The following is a 19,466-nucleotide window of genomic DNA, read 5'->3' as shown; positions in this document are numbered from 1 at the left end:
GGGTTTTTTATACTTCGTTTTTTTAATATATTAGTGGCTACTGTCGCTATTTTGGGGCAAAGTATTCAAGGTAGACAGATATCATCCATTGCCTCAGGTAACCCTAACATAGGCGCTTTATATTATATTTCTAATAGGTTTTTAATCGTCCTATAACCAATAGTAATGAGACCTTATACAAATTATGGCTGATGAATCGATAGAAAAGACTAGATTTTTTGTGAATCATTAACTAATATAACTGTGGGCGACGTTCTGTATAGTTATCGTAAAAAACTATTATTAAACAAGCATTTAGTAGCAAATCAATGATTTGTAAGGTGTGTTACTAGGGTTTGTTGTCTCAAGCGCGGCTACTTACTGACTATGTTAAAGTGCTTGTAAGTGACGCAACCTCTCTTATTGTCACTCTTTTTAGAGTGAATAAGGCGCTTGAATACAGAGCGTCAGATATTCAAGACGAACCACATGCACGGTTATTAAATGGTTGGATGTCCAGCTCTCATTGCTAGATATAACGACATAACACACGATGCTTAAACGAACGACATAACGTATTACTGATTGGGCAATTGGCATTTAGGGGTATAAATTACTCTGTTTCAAAGGGCTGCCATTCACTGTCTTTAATATACGACGCATATGTCACGACATTACCTAATGACCAAGATGGTCAAAGGTTTACTTGCTTTTATAGCATGATGTTGATTGAGCCTCGCGCCATTTACTAATTCAACTATCCGAATATCCACTATCAGCCCGTTCTGCTTACGGGTACCAGCTTATGCTCCGCATTGGAGATGTAAGTTGCCCGTCTACTTAAAAGGACAAGCTATGTCAATGATTTCCTCGCAAACACACCTGGCCACGCCAGATGATTTTTCTGATAATTGCGGTTTTGGTCTAATTGCTCATATTAAGGGTGAAGCCAGCCATAATTTGGTAAAAACCGCCATTCATAGTTTAAGTTGCATGACACATCGTGGTGGTGTGGCGGCAGATGGTAGAACTGGTGATGGTTGCGGTCTACTATTAGCGACGCCTACCGACTTCTTTAAACAGATCGCTGATGAGCAGCAATTCGCAATCACAGACAACTTTGCCGTTGGTATGGTGTTCGTCAATTTGGATGATGATAAAGCCAAGCATAGCCAGCAAGTATTGAGCGATGAGATTACCGCTCAAGGATTAGAAGTCGCTGGCTGGCGTGATGTGCCACTTGATTTGAGTATTGTGGGTGAGATCGGCCGTGAGACATTACCAGATTTTAAGCAGGTATTTGTCAATGCGCCAGATGACTTGGCTGCTGAAGATTTCAACCGTAAGCTATTTGTTGCACGCAAAAAAGCAGAGCAGCGCCTGACAGATGACGAGCTGTTTTATGTATGTTCATTAAGCTGCCAGACCATTATTTATAAAGGTCTGGTCATGCCATCAGACCTGCCAGCATTTTTCTTGGATCTTCAAGACGAGCGCTTGGCGTCACATATCGTGGTTTTCCATCAGCGTTTCTCCACCAATACTTTGCCGCGTTGGCCTTTGGCACAGCCGTTCCGTTATCTGGCTCATAATGGTGAATTGAATACCATTACAGGTAACCGCAACTGGTCTAAAGCACGCACGCCAAAGCTCAAATCAGACAAACTGCCGAACTTGAATGAATTGATGCCGCTTGTAAACAGTACAGGTTCTGATTCATCAAGCCTAGATAACATGCTTGAAGTGCTAATGTCTGGTGGTATGAATTTGTTCCATGCGATGTCGATTTTGGTTCCACCAGCGTGGCAGAACGTCGATAGCATGGATATGGATTTGCGAGCGTTTTATGAGTTTTATTCGCAGCATATGGAAGCGTGGGATGGTCCTGCAGGGCTTGTGATCCAAGATGGACGCTATGCCGTCTGTATGCTCGATAGAAACGGTCTGCGTCCGTCACGTTGGGTGACCACCAAGAACGGTTATATCACCGTCGCATCAGAGGTTGGTGTTTGGGACTACTCACCACAAGATGTGTTGGCGAAAGGTCGTGTCGGCCCAGGTCAAATGCTGGTCATTGATACGTTGACAGGTCAAGTGATGGATACGACTGCTGTTGCAACGTTGCTGAAAAATGCGCATCCGTATCGAAAGTGGCTGCGTGAAGAAGCGACACGTGTCCGTGATGATGAGCGCTTAGAAGAAACCTTAGCAGCGCAAGCGTGCCGTGGCGACAAGCTAAAAGCTTTACAAAAGATGTATCACATCACCAATGAAGAGCGTACAGAGATCATCCGTCCTAATGCTGAGAACGGCCAAGAGCCCGTCGGCTCTATGGGTGATGATACGCCGATGGCTGTACTATCGCAGCAGATACGTCATGTGGGTGATTTTTTCCGGCAGCAGTTCGCGCAAGTGACGAACCCGCCAATTGATCCACTACGTGAATCCATTGTGATGTCACTACAAACTTGCCTAGGCGCTGAAACCAATGTGTTTGCGCCATCAGCAAGAGATGCTCATCGTATTATTTTGTCATCACCAGTCTTGTCAGCCAGCAAGATGCAGCAGCTTGAAACCTTGGATGATCCAGCATTCAAGATGGCTCGTATCGATCTGAACTATGACCGTACTTTAGAGTTATCTGATGCTATCGTTGCTATTTGCGAAGAAGTGGCAGATAAAATCCGTTCGGGCAATACCTTGATCGTACTGTCTGATAAAGAGATCGATGCAGAAAAAGTACCTGCCAATGCCATCCTAGTCACAGGAGCCGTGCACCATTACCTGATTGCAGAAGGTATCCGTACCGATGCTAACTTGGTGATTGAGACAGGTCTTGCGCGCGATTCGCATCAAGTCGCGGTATTGATCGGGTTTGGTGCAACTTGTGTGTATCCATATCTGGCATATGATGTGATCGATGATTTGGTGGCGACTGGTGAGTTGCTTGGTGACCCGATTCAAGCTCGCGTTAATTTCCGCAAAGGCTTGGATAAAGGTTTGCTAAAAATCTTATCAAAAATGGGTATCTCTACCATTGTGTCGTATCGCGGTGCGCAGCTGTTTGAAGCAGTTGGTCTGTCTGAAGAGGTCGTGAGCCTATGTTTTAAAGGTGTACAAAGCCGTATCAAAGGCGCTACCTTTGCAGATCTTGCCGCTGACCAAGCGCAACTGGCTGCCAACGCATTTAAGCGTCGTGCGCCACTAGATCAGGGCGGTTTGCTCAAATTTGTCTTCAATAAAGAGTACCATGCCTTTAACCCTGACGTGATCAACAGCCTGCATACGGCAGTACGTACGGGCGATTATGAGAATTATCAGAATTATGCCAATCTAGTCAATAGCCGCCCAGTGGCGACCTTACGTGACTTGTTGCAACTAAAGACTGACAACAGTATCGATGTCGATGATGTTGAAGATATCTCTGAGATTTTGACGCGTTTTGACTCAGCAGGCATGTCGTTAGGCGCGCTGTCTCCTGAGGCGCATGAATCGATTGCAATGGCGATGAATACTATCGGTGGACGTTCAAACTCTGGTGAGGGCGGTGAAGATCCTGCGCGTTATGGCACATTGCGCAACTCAAAGATCAAGCAAGTGGCCTCTGGTCGTTTTGGGGTGACACCTGCATATCTGCGCTCAGCAGAAGTGATGCAGATTAAGGTCGCTCAAGGTGCAAAACCGGGCGAAGGTGGTCAGCTTCCTGGTGGTAAAGTGAATGCGCTGATTGCGCGCTTGCGTTATTCGGTGCCAGGCGTGACCTTGATTTCACCGCCGCCGCATCATGATATTTACTCTATCGAAGATCTGGCGCAGCTGATTTTTGATTTGAAGCAAGTCAATCCAGATGCATTGGTATCCGTTAAATTGGTGTCGCGTCCGGGTGTTGGTACGATCGCGACAGGCGTTGCAAAAGCCTATGCCGATTTGATTACGATCTCAGGTTATGATGGTGGTACAGCAGCATCTCCGCTATCGTCTATCCATCATGCAGGCTCGCCATGGGAGCTAGGTCTGGCTGAAACCCATCAGTCCCTACGAGTGAATGGATTACGTGATAAGGTACGTGTTCAGACCGATGGTGGTTTAAAAACAGGATTGGATGTCGTCAAGGCTGCCATTCTTGGTGCAGAGAGCTTTGGCTTTGGTACTACGCCGATGATTGCGGTTGGTTGTAAGTACCTTCGTATCTGTCATTTAAATAATTGTCCAACAGGGGTTGCTACCCAAAAAGCCAAGCTGCGTGATGAGCATTTCATTGGTGAAGCAGAAATGCTGATTAACTTCTTTAAATTTGTGGCGACTGAAACACGTGAATGGTTAGCAGCGCTAGGTGTTCGTAGTATGGAAGAGCTGGTCGGTCGTACTGACTTGCTAGATATCTTAGAAGGTAATACGGACAAGCAGCGTCATCTTGATTTAACGCCATTGCTATTTAGTCACCCAGCCAGTGTGGGCAAAGCTCAAACGTGTCAGGTGGAGCGTAACGAGCCGTTTGATAAAGGCTTGCTCGCTGAGCAGATGATTCGCGATATGCTCGTCAATATTCGCCAAGGCTCAGGCGGCGATTATAGCTATTTCGTTGGCAACTGTGACCGCTCTATTGGTGCTCGTATCTCTGGTGAGATTGCGCAAGTATGGGGCAACCTTGGCATGAGCGATATGCCGATCAAGCTTCGCCTGACAGGTACTGCAGGGCAAAGTTTAGGCGTGTGGAATGCTGGCGGCCTAAATATTGAGCTTGAAGGCGATGCCAATGACTATGTGGGTAAAGGCATGGCTGGCGGTGAGATTGTCATTTATCCACCTAAAGACTCAAACTTTACGGCACAAGAAACCGCCATCATCGGTAATACTTGTCTATATGGTGCAACGGGCGGTAAGTTATATGCTGCTGGGACCGCAGGTGAGCGTTTTGGCGTCCGTAACTCTGGTGCGCATGCAGTCATCGAGGGTACAGGTGACCATTGCTGTGAATATATGACTGGCGGTATCGTCACGATTCTTGGCCGTACTGGACTCAACTTCGGCGCTGGTATGACGGGTGGTTTTGCTTATGTACTCGACATGGAAGGTGACTTCTTTGATCGTTGCAATCATGAACTGATCGATCTCAACCGTATCTCAAGCGAGCAAACAGAAGAGCATCGCATTCACTTACAACAAGTGATTGAAGCTCATGTAGATAAAACAGGCAGTGCGTGGGGTCAGACGATATTGGACGACTTTGAGCACTATGTTCGTAAATTCTATTTGGTGAAGCCAAAAGCGGCGAACATTGCAAGTCTTCTTAAAACTACCATGGCCGACCCACAATAGCCGATTTGTCATTGTCGGTCGTGTCAGTCAATGAATTGTCTTGAGAGATCGTATTGAGGAATCGACAATGACTTTAATTAGGGTAGCCAGCGTTCCGTTTTTAGAGACGTTTTAACTCACAGGTTTTCAGCAGGTACGTGACAGCAGCGATATATGTCTTAGATTTTAGACAAACAACACATCGCTTGACTGTCGCCACCCACTGCAAAAGAGCCTTATATAAAAGAGATAGCACCATGGCAAAACGCTTAGAAAATAACTTCCAGTTTTTAGATGTACCGAGATTTGATCCAACCAAAAAAGACATTGCAACGCGCTCAACAGAGTTTGTTGAGATTTATAAACCTTTTGAAAACGAAGCTGTTGCCCAGCAAGCGCATCGTTGTCTTGAGTGTGGTAACCCGTACTGCGAGTGGAAATGCCCAGTACACAACTATATCCCTAACTGGCTAAAACTGGCCACAGAAGGACAGATATTCCAAGCCGCTGAGTTATGCCATCGCACCAATACCTTGCCTGAAGTATGCGGACGAGTTTGCCCGCAAGACCGTTTGTGTGAAGGCGCTTGTACATTGAACGATGGCTTTGGGGCAGTGACCATTGGTAATGTCGAGAAATATATCAACGATACCGCGTTTGCACTTGGCTGGCGCCCAGATATGTCTGAAGTTGTTTGGACAGACAAAAAAGTTGCTATCATTGGCGCAGGACCAGCAGGTCTTGGTTGCGCAGATATCTTGGTCAGAAATGGTGTCAAGCCTGTCGTCTTTGACAAACGTCCTGAAATTGGTGGCTTATTAACTTTTGGTATTCCTGAGTTCAAAATGGAAAAAGACGTCATGCGTAACCGCCGTGTCATCTTTGAAGACATGGGTATGGAATTTCGCTTAGAGACAGAGATAGGTACAGACGTCACCATTGATGAGCTATTGGCTGAGTATGACGCGGTCTTTATGGGTATGGGTACATACACCTATATGCGTGGCGGCTTCGCTGGTGAAGAGTTGACAGGCGTCTACGATGCGCTAGATTACCTGATTGCCAACGTCAACCGTTGTAATGACTGGGAAAAAGATGCCGAAGAGTACATCGACCTTAAAGGCAAAAGAGTTGTCGTACTAGGAGGTGGTGACACAGCGATGGACTGTAACCGTACCAGTATTCGTCAAGGTGCTGAAAAAGTCGTCTGTGCTTATCGCCGTGATGAAGAAAATATGCCTGGCTCACGCCGCGAAGTAGTCAATGCTCGTGAGGAAGGGGTTGAGTTTTTATTCAACCGCCAGCCTACTGAAATCATTGGCTTAAACGGCAAGGTCAATGGGGTAAAAGTAGTCACGACGCACTTGGGTGCGCCAGATAACCGCGGACGTCAGCGTCCTGAGCCGATTCCTAATTCTGAAGAGATTATCCCATGTGATGCCGTGATTATGGCATTTGGCTTTAGACCAAGTCCTGCTGATTGGTTCGAGTCGCAGCAAGTGGCAATGGACAGCTCTGGTCGAGTGTTGGCTGCAGAAAAACAAACCTTTAAATTCCAAACGCAGAATCCCAAAATTTTTGCAGGTGGTGATATGGTACGTGGCTCTGATTTGGTCGTGACGGCTATTTGGGAAGGCCGCGAAGCAGCAGAAGGTATACTAGACTTTTTAGAAGTATAATTACCTCGATTTAGATTCCACGATTTATTAGTGGTTTGTGATGTAAACGTCTTTTGTCTTTTATCAGACAAAAGGCGTTTTTTTTGAGTGATACTTGGTAAATCGAGGCTCGACTGCTAGCATGTTTTTGCGTACCCTATATGCTTTATCGTTTACCTCATTTATCCACTAAAACTCGTTTATTCACTAAAAAGAGTAGCCTTGCGTGAAATCAACCCTTTACCAGCTTATTACTGCTCCATTTACTGAGCCTTATGTTCGCTATCAACATGCCGACGTCTTGCACGCCATTCGCTTAGGAACGGCTGTCATACTGGCGCTACTGGCCAATAAACTCACCAACCTGCCGCATGGTGAGTGGACCACCATTACGGTTTTTATTATCTTGGGATTATTGCAGTATCAAGGCGCTATCTATACCAAAGCCAAAGAGCGTGTCTTGGGTACTCTATTAGGCATAGGTACGGCCCTTGGGGTGCTGTGGTTCATTCAAAATGCAGGTGCATGGCTATGGATCGATTATGCACTTATCGGTATATTAAGCGGCATCATTGGCTATTTAGCCGTCAGAAAGCTCGGATATACAGGGCTGCTAACAGGTATCACTATGTTGATGATTGTCTCTGACTTGGGTCACAACAGCATCGGTCAAGATGGCATCTACCGCGCGCTAAATATCTTACTGGGTACAGGTGTTTCGGTAGCAGTGACGCTGATTTTACCGCTCAAATCAACGTTGATGTGGCGGTTTTTATTGAGTAGTAATCTTGACGCTTGTAGCAGTCTCTATGCTGGCGTGGGTCATCATATTGATGCAGCGGATGGGGTAATGGACAATGCTACTCAAAAATCAAACCCAATCGCCTTTCCTATTAAAGAAGTACCCGTTGATAGGAAGTTGGTAACAGCGCTACAGCAGATCAACAAACGCCTGCTGGCTGTGCGTCCACATATCGCTGCAACAGCAAGTGAGTCAGGAATCGAAAAAGAGACGCTAGAGACCATTCAGCGTACCCATCGTAATATTATCGGAACGATTGATTTATTATTAAGCGCTGCTCCGCGTTTGGCGAATATCGAAATTGATGAAGAAAACCATGTGTTACTGATACATTATCAGCACGAATTGACGCAAGCCATGCAGCATATGGCGGCGGTACTCCGAAGTCCAAGCGATGAAGTGTTTCGCCCGATTACTCGTATTGCTGTGTCAGAATATCCAAGTGTGCAGCACTTAGCATTTGAGTGGCAGGGGTATTTTTGGTTAACACAGACGTTGCAAACCCAGTTGCAGCAATTGAGTGATCTGTTACAAACCTCTAAGCTACACTGGTTTGCTGCATCTGGGCTGGGTTATCAGCGCCGTGAGCAGCGCCGGATGAAAGAGCAGGGCGGCGAGACAGATTTGCATTTATAACGCACAAAAAAAACGCTGACCATTTAGGATCAGCGTTTTTTCTTAAAGATTTACTTTATTTTAAAGGTAATAAACCATGGCTATTAGCGCCCCGTTTTTAGCTTATCCCAGTATTGTTGATACACTTGTAGTGCTTCATCGCCCACATCTTCTTGGAATTCCGCTTTGGCTAACACGTCTTTAGATGGGTAAATCGTTGGATTGTTGCGAACGCTTTCATCCATCAGCTCTCTTGCTGCCTGGTTTGGTGAGGCATAACCAATTTCTTCACTCACGATTTTGGCGTTTTCAGGACGCAATAAGTAATCAATAAATTTGTGTGCTGCATCAACTTGTTTGGCATTTTTTGGAATGACAAAGTTGTCCATCCACAGGATAGCGCCTTCAGTTGGGTATTTATAAGCTAGGCTCGTTAGACCTTCGTCATTCGCCATGACTGCTTCGCCATTCCACGTCATGCCAAGAGACGTCTCACCTTCGATGTACGGCATACGTGTGGCATCAGAGTTGAACGTTTTGACGTTCGGCATTAACGTCGTAAGCTTGTCGTAAGCCGCTTTGATTTCATCAGGATTGCTACTGTTGCCCGAGTAGCCTAACGTCAGTAATGCCATACCGAACACTTCACGCACATCGTTGGTAAGCATCACCTGACCTTTGTACTTAGGATCCCACAGGTCGTTCCAGCTATTTACAGTTGCAGGATCGACACTATCACCATTAATTGCAAGACCGGTGCTGCCCCACATGTACGGTATAGAGTATTTATTGTCAGGGTCGACTTTGGTGTTGGTAAATGACGTATCGAGGTTTTTAAAGTTACTTAATTTAGACTTATCTAACTCTTGCAGTAATCCTTCTTTGGCCATTTTTTCGACATAATAAGTCGATGGAATGGCTAAATCATACTGGCTAGAATCATCGAGCAGTTTGAGCTTGGCGTACATCGCTTCGTTTGAATCAAACGTCGTGTAATTGACCGCGATGCCAGTTTCTTCTTCAAAACCATCCAAAATCTCTTGTGGCATGTATTCTGACCAGTTATACAAATTGAGCGCCTCAGTGCTCGCCGCAGCGCTAGCATCTGCCGCATTGTCAGAATTACTACAGCTGGATAATGTCAAGCCAATAGCTGCCGCTAATAATGCCTTTGGTACTATACGCCCGATACGAGCCGGATTGTCTGGACGGGACGATGATAAATGGGTCAAAATACTTCTCCTAAATAAATATAATACAAATCAAAAAGTTGATAAAAATAATCAGGCAGTCAATGCTGCATGTCGCTAATAAAACTATTATGGTTATTACTTTGTACAATTTAAAGGGCTATTGTTAAGACGATGCTTAGTTATGCTAATAAAGGTCGCTAATAATACTAATCAAATGAGTAGTGAAGATTGGTTTAAAGACAGTCGATGCTGAGTGGGTTTTCTAGAGTATTGCCAAGGATGAGACAAATAATGGCCGTATAGACCTATGCTATTACAAGTATAAGGATAAGCGAAGGTTCAAGCGTCAAATAGCGCTAAGCCCTTAGAACTTAACATAATAATTAGCTACACCAGAACAGCAAAGGATGCGACGCAATGACTGAGCGCCACTATTATCGAAGATTCAATGACTGTTGATGGTAGTTCAACGATGCTTTGACAGGATATTGATAGGTACGCAATACATGCTCAAATAAGATTTTATTTGGTTGACGAGGTGGCGTAGAACTGCTCAAGCACTGTCTGTATGCCGTACTCTTCGATCGTACCAGTGACGAAATCAGCACGCGCTATCAGATCAGGCTGCGCATCCCCCATCGCAACCGCAAACCCCACCAAATCAAACATTTCTAAATCATTCATACCATCGCCAAACGCCATACACTCGCTAACATCTACCGCATAGTATTCGCAGACATCTTTGATACCGCGAGCTTTTGATGCCTCTATTGGCAATATATCTGCACCGATTTGATGCCAATGTACCAGCTTTAAATCATACTGCGCAAAGTCGATATCTTGCATTTTTTCTTGTTGATTATTAAAAAATACTGAGCATTGATAGACGATATTTGACTTGTAATACTCAGGGTCAAGAATAGAGTTGGGTGTGATAGCATTGAATGCACGCAAACGGTCGTTTTCATCTGACCATGCGATATGAGTAGCAGAGTCAAACTTATGAATCAAGTCGCTCTGCTGGCAAAGACGCACGATTTTATCTGTTTGCTCATCTGACAATGGATAGTGGCTGATTCGGCCCTTTTTATCAAAGCTATACTGTCCATTCATACAAATAATGGCATCCAATATATCTGCATCAAGCAATGCTAAGATATCCTCAGGCAATATGGCCTTGGAGCGCCCAGTTGAAATCACCAGCTTGATATCAGTGTCTGCCAGTTGCTCAAGGGTTGCTTTATTATGTTCGGCAATGACGCCGCTGCGACTCAAGGTATCATCGATATCGAAAAAGATGATTTTAGGTGTAGAAAATTTGGTATTCATACTTTCTTGAGCAATTTTATCTTCGATAAACATGATGATCCTTTACATTTTAAGCGCTGCTACTAAAGGTAATAGTAGCTGATTACTAATGCCTGAGCGACTTTATTATTCGTCTTATCCTACAGCCTCATTAGCCAAAAATGAGGATGGTTTTGACTAGGTTGTGTAACGCATGGGTCTTACGCTATTCACTTTGATGATTCATAAAATTGCTAACGTATTAGCGAAGATACCGTTGATCTTCTATGTTTAGAATATATATAGACTACACTTAAATTAAATATTTTTTAGTTCATCTAATAAATTACTATGTCGTTTTCTAAGCTAAGTTTTTTAAAGAGGGTTTATTGATAACGACTCAAGCACTTATAGGACTCAAGCACTTATAGAGAAAACTGAATAAGCAAAATAATTTATAGGGACAATATTATGACTGCTTCCACTCAAAACTCAAACGCTCAAAATAGAGCAGATGAGGGGCTACTTGCTCCGACTCCACGTCATCCTGACAGTCGGTTAGAGGCTGATTGGCTGTTTTTGTACGAGAAGCTACCGCCTAATCAATGGCTCAGTGCAGACTATGTTTATAAGACATCGTTTTGGCTAAGTATTCACGCTGACATACGTAAACGCCAACACGTTCTTATCCAAATCAGTGATGCCTATCGTTCGGGTGATATTGAATGGTTAGAATACCGCTCACAAATCTCACCACGGATTAATCAATATATTTTTAAATTACATCAGCACCATAATATTGAAGATACAGGCTACTTTCCGCAGTTCATGCGCATGTACCCTCAACTAAAAGCAGGTTTTGAGATATTAGATCGTGATCATGTGCATTTAGATACACTGCTTAATGAGCTGCAAGTGCTAAATAGCAGGCTAGCATCAAGCAATACTGAAGATAAAGCGCTGGTTGAGCTATTGCATCAGCGCTTAATGGATGCAAGTGAGCTACTGTCGCAACACCTCACTGATGAAGAAGATTTGGTGATTCCTATTTTGGGGCTGAATTAGTGTTATAGGGAAAAATAGTTCAGCTTTATTTTTTATTAGACAAGACTACCGCACTGAATGTATCAAAATCTGTAGTACTACGATGTAGCGATAGGAGTGGGAGTACGCTATCTTATTGAAACTGCAACGTTGGCTCTCTAGAAAATAGTAATAACGGGTAAAAACCTACTAAAAAATACAAAATGTTGTTGATTGTACTTTAGAGTAAAGGGTATCTTAATTTAAAGTGGCTTTTGACCATTGAAATTCTTTATGCACAACGTTATTGATGACATCTCAGAATCTGGTACTGAAGTTTTGGAGGAGGGAGATAAAGACGGTGCAGATATTCTGGTTAGCCTCACATATATCGGTAAAAATCGTGAGAAAGATAATGGCATAAAGCTGACCCGTACCTTTGAGACAGCACGAAAAAATAACGAAAAAAGCAATATCACTTCAGCGCTTGTCATTAAGGATCATTATTTTATTCAAAACATTGAAAACTCGAGATTTTCGATCAAGGAAAGTTTTGTTATTGTTATTTTGGGATTAAACAATAGTAATTATAGTCAAATATAGATTAGGCTTTTGAGCTATTAGAATAATACAATCACACAGTTTTTACCAACATTTGTAGTAAAATTCGCGACAGTAAATATTGGCGTCCTATCTCATCAAAAAGTTCATGTCATAATTTAAAAAAATAATAATAGATGGTAAAAATTCGGTCAAAACGTAACAATTTCATTGATTATATTTTATAATAAAGTGTATCTTAATTTAGATAAGTATTTTGCAAATAGGGTTCCTTATGAATATTATAACGACAAGCCATACTCCAGAAAATAAGAAAAGAAATGGCGAGCATATTCTTATTCACATGACATATATCGCCAAAAATGTCGAGCTAAATTCAGGAATCGAGCTGACTCGCGCACTTGAGTATTGGCGCAGATATTTTGAAGAAAACGATATCGTTTCAGCTTTAGTTATTAGTGAGGGGTATTTTGTTCAAAGTTTTCAAGGGACAAGGCCTGCTATCAATACTGCCTTGGCAAAGATATTTGACGAGCATTCAACTATTTTTCCCAATATCGTTAATATAGAGGAAATAGAATCACGCCAATGGGATGGTTTTTTGATCAAACATCTCACCTCAAGCGCTGAAGACGAAGAGTATACTTTGAAGAGCTTCTCAGCAGGTTCTGATTATAATCCATATCTAATGACAAGTGCGCAGATTGAAAATTTTCTGAAAGTAATTTTTGATGAGAAAAAACCACGAATTCATGATGTTATTTAACTTCGATTTTCTGTAATTAAGAGCTTGTTAAGCAATAGAGCAAGCACTTAATTGATGTGAGTGAGCTGTTGTCGTAATTTTGATCGATCAGTAAAATTTGGAGATTAATATTTTGAGTTTAAAATTTGTTCTAGTTTAGAAAAGTGTTTTTCAAATAAGGTTGCTTATGCATATAACGACGAGCCATGCTTCAAAAAATAATAATAGAAATGGCGAGCATATTCTTCTCAGTCTCACTTATATTGGAAGAAATAGCGAAAAAAATAACGGAATTGAGTTGACTCGAATTCTTGAGCGATGGCGCAGAAACAATGAGAAAAGTGATATAACCTCTGCACTTATTATTAATGATAATTATTTAATTCAAAATATTGAAGGCTCAAGGCCTATTATCAATGAAGTCTTAGCAATATTGATTAAGGACTATCCTCATCTATTGCCTCATATCATTGGAGTTGAGGAGATAAAGGTACGGAGATGGAATGGGTTTTTGATCAAATATTTAACATCAAGTGCTGAAGATGAGGAATATACCTTAAAAAGCTTCTCAGCAGGTGCTGACTTCAATCCTTACCTCATGAAAAGTACTCAGATTACAAGCTTCCTAAAAACGATCTTTGAAGATACCGAATTTAATAAGTCTTAAGTAAGTTGTCTATTTTGATTAGCGTAAAAAAGCCGCCTATACGTTTGTTTAGGCGGCTTTTCTTGTTGTAATTACATGAAATAAGCATTTGTAGGATACGATTTATTTACGATATAAAGCATAGTTATTTACAATGATTCGCTGTATTGAAATTCCAGACTATGGTTGAATTTCTTTCAATTTATTATAAAGTAATTCAAACCGCTTTATAGATTCTTCCTGAGTCTGTTTTAGGTTTATATTCATTGTCTCCATATTTCTTATTACGAGTTTGGCTTCTTCCTCTGTTATTTCATCGAATTTCTTTTCTAGATTTTTACTAAAATTACTGATATTTTCGAAACTCGGTTTTAAAAGTCCAGACTCATGGTCATTGAACATTTCTTTGATAGTGGAACCCGAATCACTATCAAAATCTTTAATACGTTCCTTTTCATGGTAAACACTATTGAGCGCATTTTGCCAAGTTGCTTCTACATTCTTAGTAGACTTTAGAGCGTTAAGTCGCAATTCATATAGATATTTATCTTGAGACTGTTTAAGAGCTTCTTTGGCATTGTTCAGTGCTGCATTTGTATTCTCAACAGACTTTTTTGAATTTATATAAATGAGTCCAGCGATAAATACACTTATTACTGAAACGACCATAGACAAAATTGGTATTATTTCCATGCTATCAACCTATTGGTAACTTTGGACTAGAGTCATGAGTTAGATCTCTGAAAAAAATATTAATGATTCAAGTCTACCCAACCTCAACACTCGTCACATTCTGAAAGCCTCGTGGTAACTGCCCACCGCGATTACCACGACTGCCCGTATAGTTAGCCAAGTCATTTGGCTTTAGCGTTACATGGCGTTTGCCAGCAGTAATGACGAGGCTGTTTTGTAAACTGAGTGGCGTAATAGCCAGCACTTCTTCATCATCTTTCAGCTTGATCAGTTTGTTTCCTTTACCGCGAGCCTGCTCAGGCAAGTCGTCAAGGGCAAATATCAGTAGATATCCGGCATTGGTTACCACTGCGACATGGTCAGGCGTTATCTCTAACTTGGTGGTCTCGTCGTCAGTGTTATTCGCCATTTTTACTGGCGCGTCGATACGAGCGACAGACAGCAGGCGACTATCGGCAGCGAGGTTAATGACATTCTTGCCTGCCTTTTGATTGCTGTCTAAATTACCAAGGGTGTTGATAAAGCCATAACCTTGCGAGCTGGCAAGAATGATGCGTTGATCGTCAGCACCAGTCAATAGTTGCTCAAAGCTTGCACCGGCTGGCGGTTTTAACACACTGGTCAGCGGATCGCCTTGACCACGCGCGGAGGCAAGGTTGTGCGCATCGATACTATAGCTACGTCCTGTACTATCGAGGACGTAAATTTTCTCATTGGACTTGCCGCGCACGTGCGCTTGATAACTGTCCCCTGAGCGATAACTCATACCAGCGGCATCGACATCATGGCCTTTGGCCGCGCGAATCCAGCCCGCTTTCGATAGGATAGCGGTGACCGGCTCGCTCGGTACGAGGTCTGACTCTTTTAATGCTTGTGCTTCTTCGCGTTCTGCTAATGGCGACACACGCTCATTGCCGTGTTCTTTCATATCGGCGGTGAGCTCTTCAATCATCAGATTGGTCAGACTATCTGGATTGTCCAAGTACTCTTGAATAATGGCGCGTTCGGCAGCCAACTCGTCTTGCTCGCGGCGTAACTCAATTTCCTCTAACTTTGCCAACTGACGCAGACGAATATCTAAGATGGCATTGGCCTGAATGTCAGTCAGGTCATAGTCCTGCATCAAGGTCGCTTTTGGATCGTCTTCTTCACGAATGATGCGTATCACTTCATCGATATTGAGATACGCAATTAGCAAACCTGCAAGAATGTGCAAGCGCTTATCGATTTTATCAAGACGATATTGCAGACGGCGCTTGACCACTGAGCGGCGACAAATGAGCCATTCTTCTAAGATTTCTTTTAGATTTTTGACCTGCGGCTTACCATTGAGGCCAATCATGTTCATATTGACGCGGTAGTTGCTCTCAAGATCGGTGCTAGCAAACAGATGGCTCATAACGCGATCGACATCGACGCGCGTTGAGCGCAATTCTAATACGATACGACAAGCGTTCTCATGATCTGATTCATCATGAATATCGGTAATCCAAGGCAGTTTTTTATCCGTCATGAGCTTGGCGATTTGCTCTTGGATTTTGTTGCCTGAGACTTGGTAAGGCAGCGCGTCAATAATGACTAAATTCTTCTCTTTGGGGTCGATATGAAAAGTCGCGCGCATTTTGTAACTTCCACGCCCTGTTTCATACATCGCCTGCAAGTCTTTTTTGCTAGTGATGATTTCAGCTGGCGTTGGCAAATCTGGTGCTGGTATTGACTGGGTAAGCTGCTTAACAGACAGCTCAGGATTTTTTAATAAACGAATCGCTGCGCGTACCACTTCGTTAAGGTTATGCGGCGGAATGTCAGTTGCCATGCCAACCGCGATTCCTGTGGTGCCGTTTAATAAAATATTGGGCAGGCGGGCGGGTAGAGTGGTTGGCTCTTCCATCGTGCCGTCAAAGTTATCTTGCCAGTCGACCGTGCCTTGTCCCAACTCTGCAAGTAGGGTGTTGGCATAAGCAGACATTTTGGCTTCGGTATAACGCATGGCCGCAAAGGACTTAGGATCATCAGGGCTACCCCAGTTACCTTGACCCGTGATAAGCGGATAGCGATAGCTGAACGGCTGTGCCATCAGCACCATGGCTTCATAACACGCGCTGTCACCATGTGGGTGGTATTTACCGAGCACATCACCGACCGTACGTGCAGATTTTTTTGCCTTAGCAGAGGATTTTAGCCCAAGCTCGCTCATGGCGTAGACAATACGGCGCTGAACAGGTTTTAGGCCGTCAGCGATATTTGGTAGCGCCCGATCCATGATGACGTACATGGCATAATTGAGGTAGGCCTGCTCAGTGAACTCTGCCACTGAGCGAGTATCCATCGGCTCATTAGGAATGATTGGGGCAACAGTAGGATCAATAACATCAGACATAAAATAGACTTCGCTTATGAGTTTTTAATTAGTATGGTTTATATAGTTAGGCATAGTATAGGTGTGAACTGCACCGTATGCTCATTTAGGTTCGGCGCGATATTCACGTAAAAATAAGATAGTGCTATCGTAAAGGATATTGATCCAATTAAAAAGACATGTATCAGAATATACGACAGCTCATGACGTGCTTATACTGGCTTTTATAGACTTTACTTACCATGTCCCCGTACGTGGCTTTTATAGATAAAGTTAAGTATAGTAAACCTAACATTTATTTTTTATTTTTAATAAATATCCCAGAGTGACGGTGCCGAATTAGTGACAAGAATTAGCATATCTCGACCAGGCAGTGACAAAGAGGGAGCTTGCTGTAACTTTACGCCGCTCACTGGGCCAGCTGATGCCCTTGAGAGCATGCGCGAAGGCAGTTTTATTATGTAAATATTGTGTCTAAAATAAAAGAGGTACTGTGGGTAAAATTCAGTGACATGACCAGTTTTTGTTGGTATAAATAATTGATATTAATGAAAATATCAGCCGTCAAGCCAGTTTGAGAACTCGTATAACAATCTTTTGTATTGAGTAGTCTATATAAAGTGTGTATGTTAATGAACAAAGGGCTATTTACCACTACATTGTTTGCTCATCACCTTACGACTATATCGCAGCCTCGCTTGTCATCATGATGGTGAGACTGCGCTCTGGTTTTTCGTCTGTTTATCACACTGTGATTTGCATGAGCTGACGGTAATGTATTATTACTAGGAGAGAAAAGATTATGGAAGATCAAGGTAACCTGATTCGTCGCAACGACAAAGTATGGCTCAAAACATACGAAAAACTTGGCATTCAGTATGATATTGATATGCCGCCAGCCAACACCTCATTGATTGATATCATTGAGCAAAACTTTATCAATCATGCAGGCAAAACGGCGTTTGTCTGTATGGATGTTAAGCTGTCTTACGAAGAGTTGGACCTCTATAGTAAACAAGTTGCTGCTTACCTTCAGTCATTAGGGCTACAAAAAGGCGATAAAGTGGCAGTAATGATGCCTAATATTTTGCAGCTACCAGTTGCGGTGCTAGGGGTGCTACGTGCTGGTATGACATTGGTCAACGTCAACCCACTTTATACCACCAAAGAGCTGTCACATCAGTTAACAGATTCAGATACCAAAGTTTTGATTTTGCTTGAGAACTTTGCCAAAACTTATGAAGATATCGGTCAAGGCTTAGTCGATCATGTCGTAGTTGCCTCAATGGGTGACATGATGAGTCCGCTCAAGGGCTTTATTGTCAATGCCGTGGTACGTCACGTCAAAAAAATGGTGCCTGATTATCATATCAAAGGCAGCGTCAAGTTCAAAAAAGCAATGAACCTTTTTTCTGCTAAAAGCTATAAACGTCCTAACAATATCAGCCTCGATGATGTCGCTGTACTTCAGTACACGGGCGGTACGACAGGGGTGGCCAAAGGCGCTATGCTAACGCATGGTAACTTGGTGGCTAACTTGATCCAAAGCGATACTTATTTAGGCGATACTTTTGACAAGTTTGAGAAGAGTAATGAGCAGCCAGTGATTATGACGGCTCTGCCGCTATATCATATTTTCTCGTTTACGGTCTGCGGTATGTTTGGTCTATATCGTGGTTGTATCGGTCTGCTAGTACCAAACCCACGTGATCTACCAAGCCTTATCAAAGCATATAAAGACTATCCACCAGCGTTTTTCCCAGCAGTAAATACTTTGTTTACTGCGCTTGCCAATAACGAAGAATTCCAATCGCTAGATCATAGCAAGCTTGAGATGTCTATGGGCGGCGGTATGGCAGTACTCAAAGACACGGCGACCAAATGGGAGCAGGTAACGGGCAATATCATCGTTCAGGGTTATGGTCTGTCAGAGACCTCGCCAGTTGCCTCAGCGAACCCACATGGTACGGGTGAGTTCTCAGGAAACATCGGCTTGCCAATGCCTGCCACTGATATGGCTATCTTGGATGAAGAAGGCAATGAAGTGGCCTTGGGTGAGCGTGGTGAGATTAGTATCCGTGGCCCGCAGGTGATGAAAGGCTACTGGAAGCGTGAAGATGCGACCGCTGAAGTCATGACTTCGGATGGTTACTTTCGTACTGGCGATATTGGCGTGATGGATGAAGACGGTTACTTTAAGATTGTCGATCGCAAAAAAGACATGATCTTGGTATCTGGCTTTAACGTTTATCCAAACGAAGTAGAAGACGCCATGTCGACACATCCAAAGATTTTGGAATGTGGTGTGATCGGTATCGATGATGAGAAGAGCGGTGAAGTACCGAAGATTTACGTGGTACGTAGTGACGCCAGTCTCACTGCTGATGAAGTCATCGCTTACGGTAAAGAAAACTTAACTGGCTACAAACGTCCTCGCCATGTTGAGTTTATTGACGAGCTGCCAAAATCGAACGTCGGTAAAATCTTACGTAAAGACTTACGAGCACTCGAAGAGAAAAACCACGGTTAATCTACGAAGGCTTATCTTTAGATAGGGTTTTATCACTGGCTATTTATAAGTACCTCTATGATTGATTGGTACTTGTA

The 19,466-nt window shown here is 43.1% G+C and carries 12 protein-coding genes; 8 read left to right on the top strand and 4 right to left on the bottom strand.

Annotated features, from left to right (window positions below; all coding sequences use genetic code 11):
* The first annotated feature begins 834 nt into the window (after positions 1 to 834).
* The 3 genes from gltB (at position 835) to AS194_RS05510 (ending at position 8,373) form a co-directional block, all read left to right on the top strand.
* Complete coding sequence (gene gltB / locus AS194_RS05520; protein WP_058024468.1) at positions 835 to 5,298, top strand: glutamate synthase large subunit; 4,464 nt, start codon at positions 835 to 837, stop codon at positions 5,296 to 5,298.
* A gap of 236 nt (positions 5,299 to 5,534) precedes the next feature.
* Positions 5,535 to 6,956: a glutamate synthase subunit beta gene (locus AS194_RS05515; protein ID WP_058024467.1), complete on the top strand. Its 1,422-nt coding sequence runs from the start codon at positions 5,535 to 5,537 to the stop codon at positions 6,954 to 6,956.
* Positions 6,957 to 7,161: 205 nt separating this feature from the next.
* A complete protein-coding gene (locus tag AS194_RS05510; RefSeq protein WP_058024466.1) occupies positions 7,162 to 8,373 on the top strand; it encodes an FUSC family protein in 1,212 nt (403 codons plus the stop codon).
* Positions 8,374 to 8,456: 83 nt separating this feature from the next.
* Here AS194_RS05510 and AS194_RS05505 read toward each other — a convergent pair whose 3' ends face one another.
* Entirely contained in the window at positions 8,457 to 9,584 is a 1,128-nt protein-coding gene (locus tag AS194_RS05505; protein ID WP_058024465.1) for an ABC transporter substrate-binding protein, read from the bottom strand.
* Positions 9,585 to 10,067: 483 nt separating this feature from the next.
* A complete protein-coding gene (locus AS194_RS05500) occupies positions 10,068 to 10,907 on the bottom strand; it encodes a Cof-type HAD-IIB family hydrolase (RefSeq protein ID WP_227511583.1) in 840 nt (279 codons plus the stop codon).
* Positions 10,908 to 11,303: 396 nt separating this feature from the next.
* On the opposite strand from AS194_RS05500, the gene AS194_RS05495 reads away from it, so the two are divergent.
* The 4 genes from AS194_RS05495 to AS194_RS05480 all read left to right on the top strand — a co-directional run bounded on the left by AS194_RS05495 (position 11,304) and on the right by AS194_RS05480 (position 13,828).
* Positions 11,304 to 11,897 (top strand): hemerythrin domain-containing protein, encoded by a 594-nt coding sequence (locus AS194_RS05495; protein ID WP_083499608.1) that lies wholly within the window; start codon positions 11,304 to 11,306, stop codon positions 11,895 to 11,897.
* Between the two features lie 252 nt (positions 11,898 to 12,149).
* Complete coding sequence (locus AS194_RS05490) at positions 12,150 to 12,458, top strand: BLUF domain-containing protein (protein ID WP_058024464.1); 309 nt, start codon at positions 12,150 to 12,152, stop codon at positions 12,456 to 12,458.
* 232 nt (positions 12,459 to 12,690) lie between these two features.
* On the top strand, positions 12,691 to 13,182 hold the full coding sequence (locus AS194_RS05485; RefSeq protein ID WP_058024463.1) for a BLUF domain-containing protein: 492 nt from the start codon (positions 12,691 to 12,693) through the stop codon (positions 13,180 to 13,182).
* Positions 13,183 to 13,348: 166 nt separating this feature from the next.
* Positions 13,349 to 13,828 carry a BLUF domain-containing protein gene (locus tag AS194_RS05480; protein WP_058024462.1) on the top strand — a complete coding sequence of 160 codons (480 nt, stop codon included), beginning with the start codon at positions 13,349 to 13,351 and terminating at the stop codon, positions 13,826 to 13,828.
* Between the two features lie 159 nt (positions 13,829 to 13,987).
* Here AS194_RS05480 and AS194_RS05475 read toward each other — a convergent pair whose 3' ends face one another.
* The gene (locus AS194_RS05475; protein WP_058024461.1) at positions 13,988 to 14,500 is read right to left on the bottom strand and encodes a hypothetical protein; all 513 of its coding nucleotides are present in this window, start codon (positions 14,498 to 14,500) and stop codon (positions 13,988 to 13,990) included.
* Positions 14,501 to 14,573: 73 nt separating this feature from the next.
* Complete coding sequence (gene parC / locus AS194_RS05470; RefSeq protein WP_058024460.1) at positions 14,574 to 16,880, bottom strand: DNA topoisomerase IV subunit A; 2,307 nt, start codon at positions 16,878 to 16,880, stop codon at positions 14,574 to 14,576.
* A gap of 781 nt (positions 16,881 to 17,661) precedes the next feature.
* On the opposite strand from parC, the gene AS194_RS05465 reads away from it, so the two are divergent.
* Positions 17,662 to 19,389 (top strand): AMP-binding protein, encoded by a 1,728-nt coding sequence (locus AS194_RS05465; protein ID WP_058024459.1) that lies wholly within the window; start codon positions 17,662 to 17,664, stop codon positions 19,387 to 19,389.
* Positions 19,390 to 19,466 lie beyond the last annotated feature (77 nt).

This window comes from Psychrobacter piscatorii (genome assembly GCF_001444505.1).
GTDB lineage: Bacteria > Pseudomonadota > Gammaproteobacteria > Pseudomonadales > Moraxellaceae > Psychrobacter > Psychrobacter piscatorii_B.
This window is presented reverse-complemented; position numbering and strand designations above follow the sequence as displayed.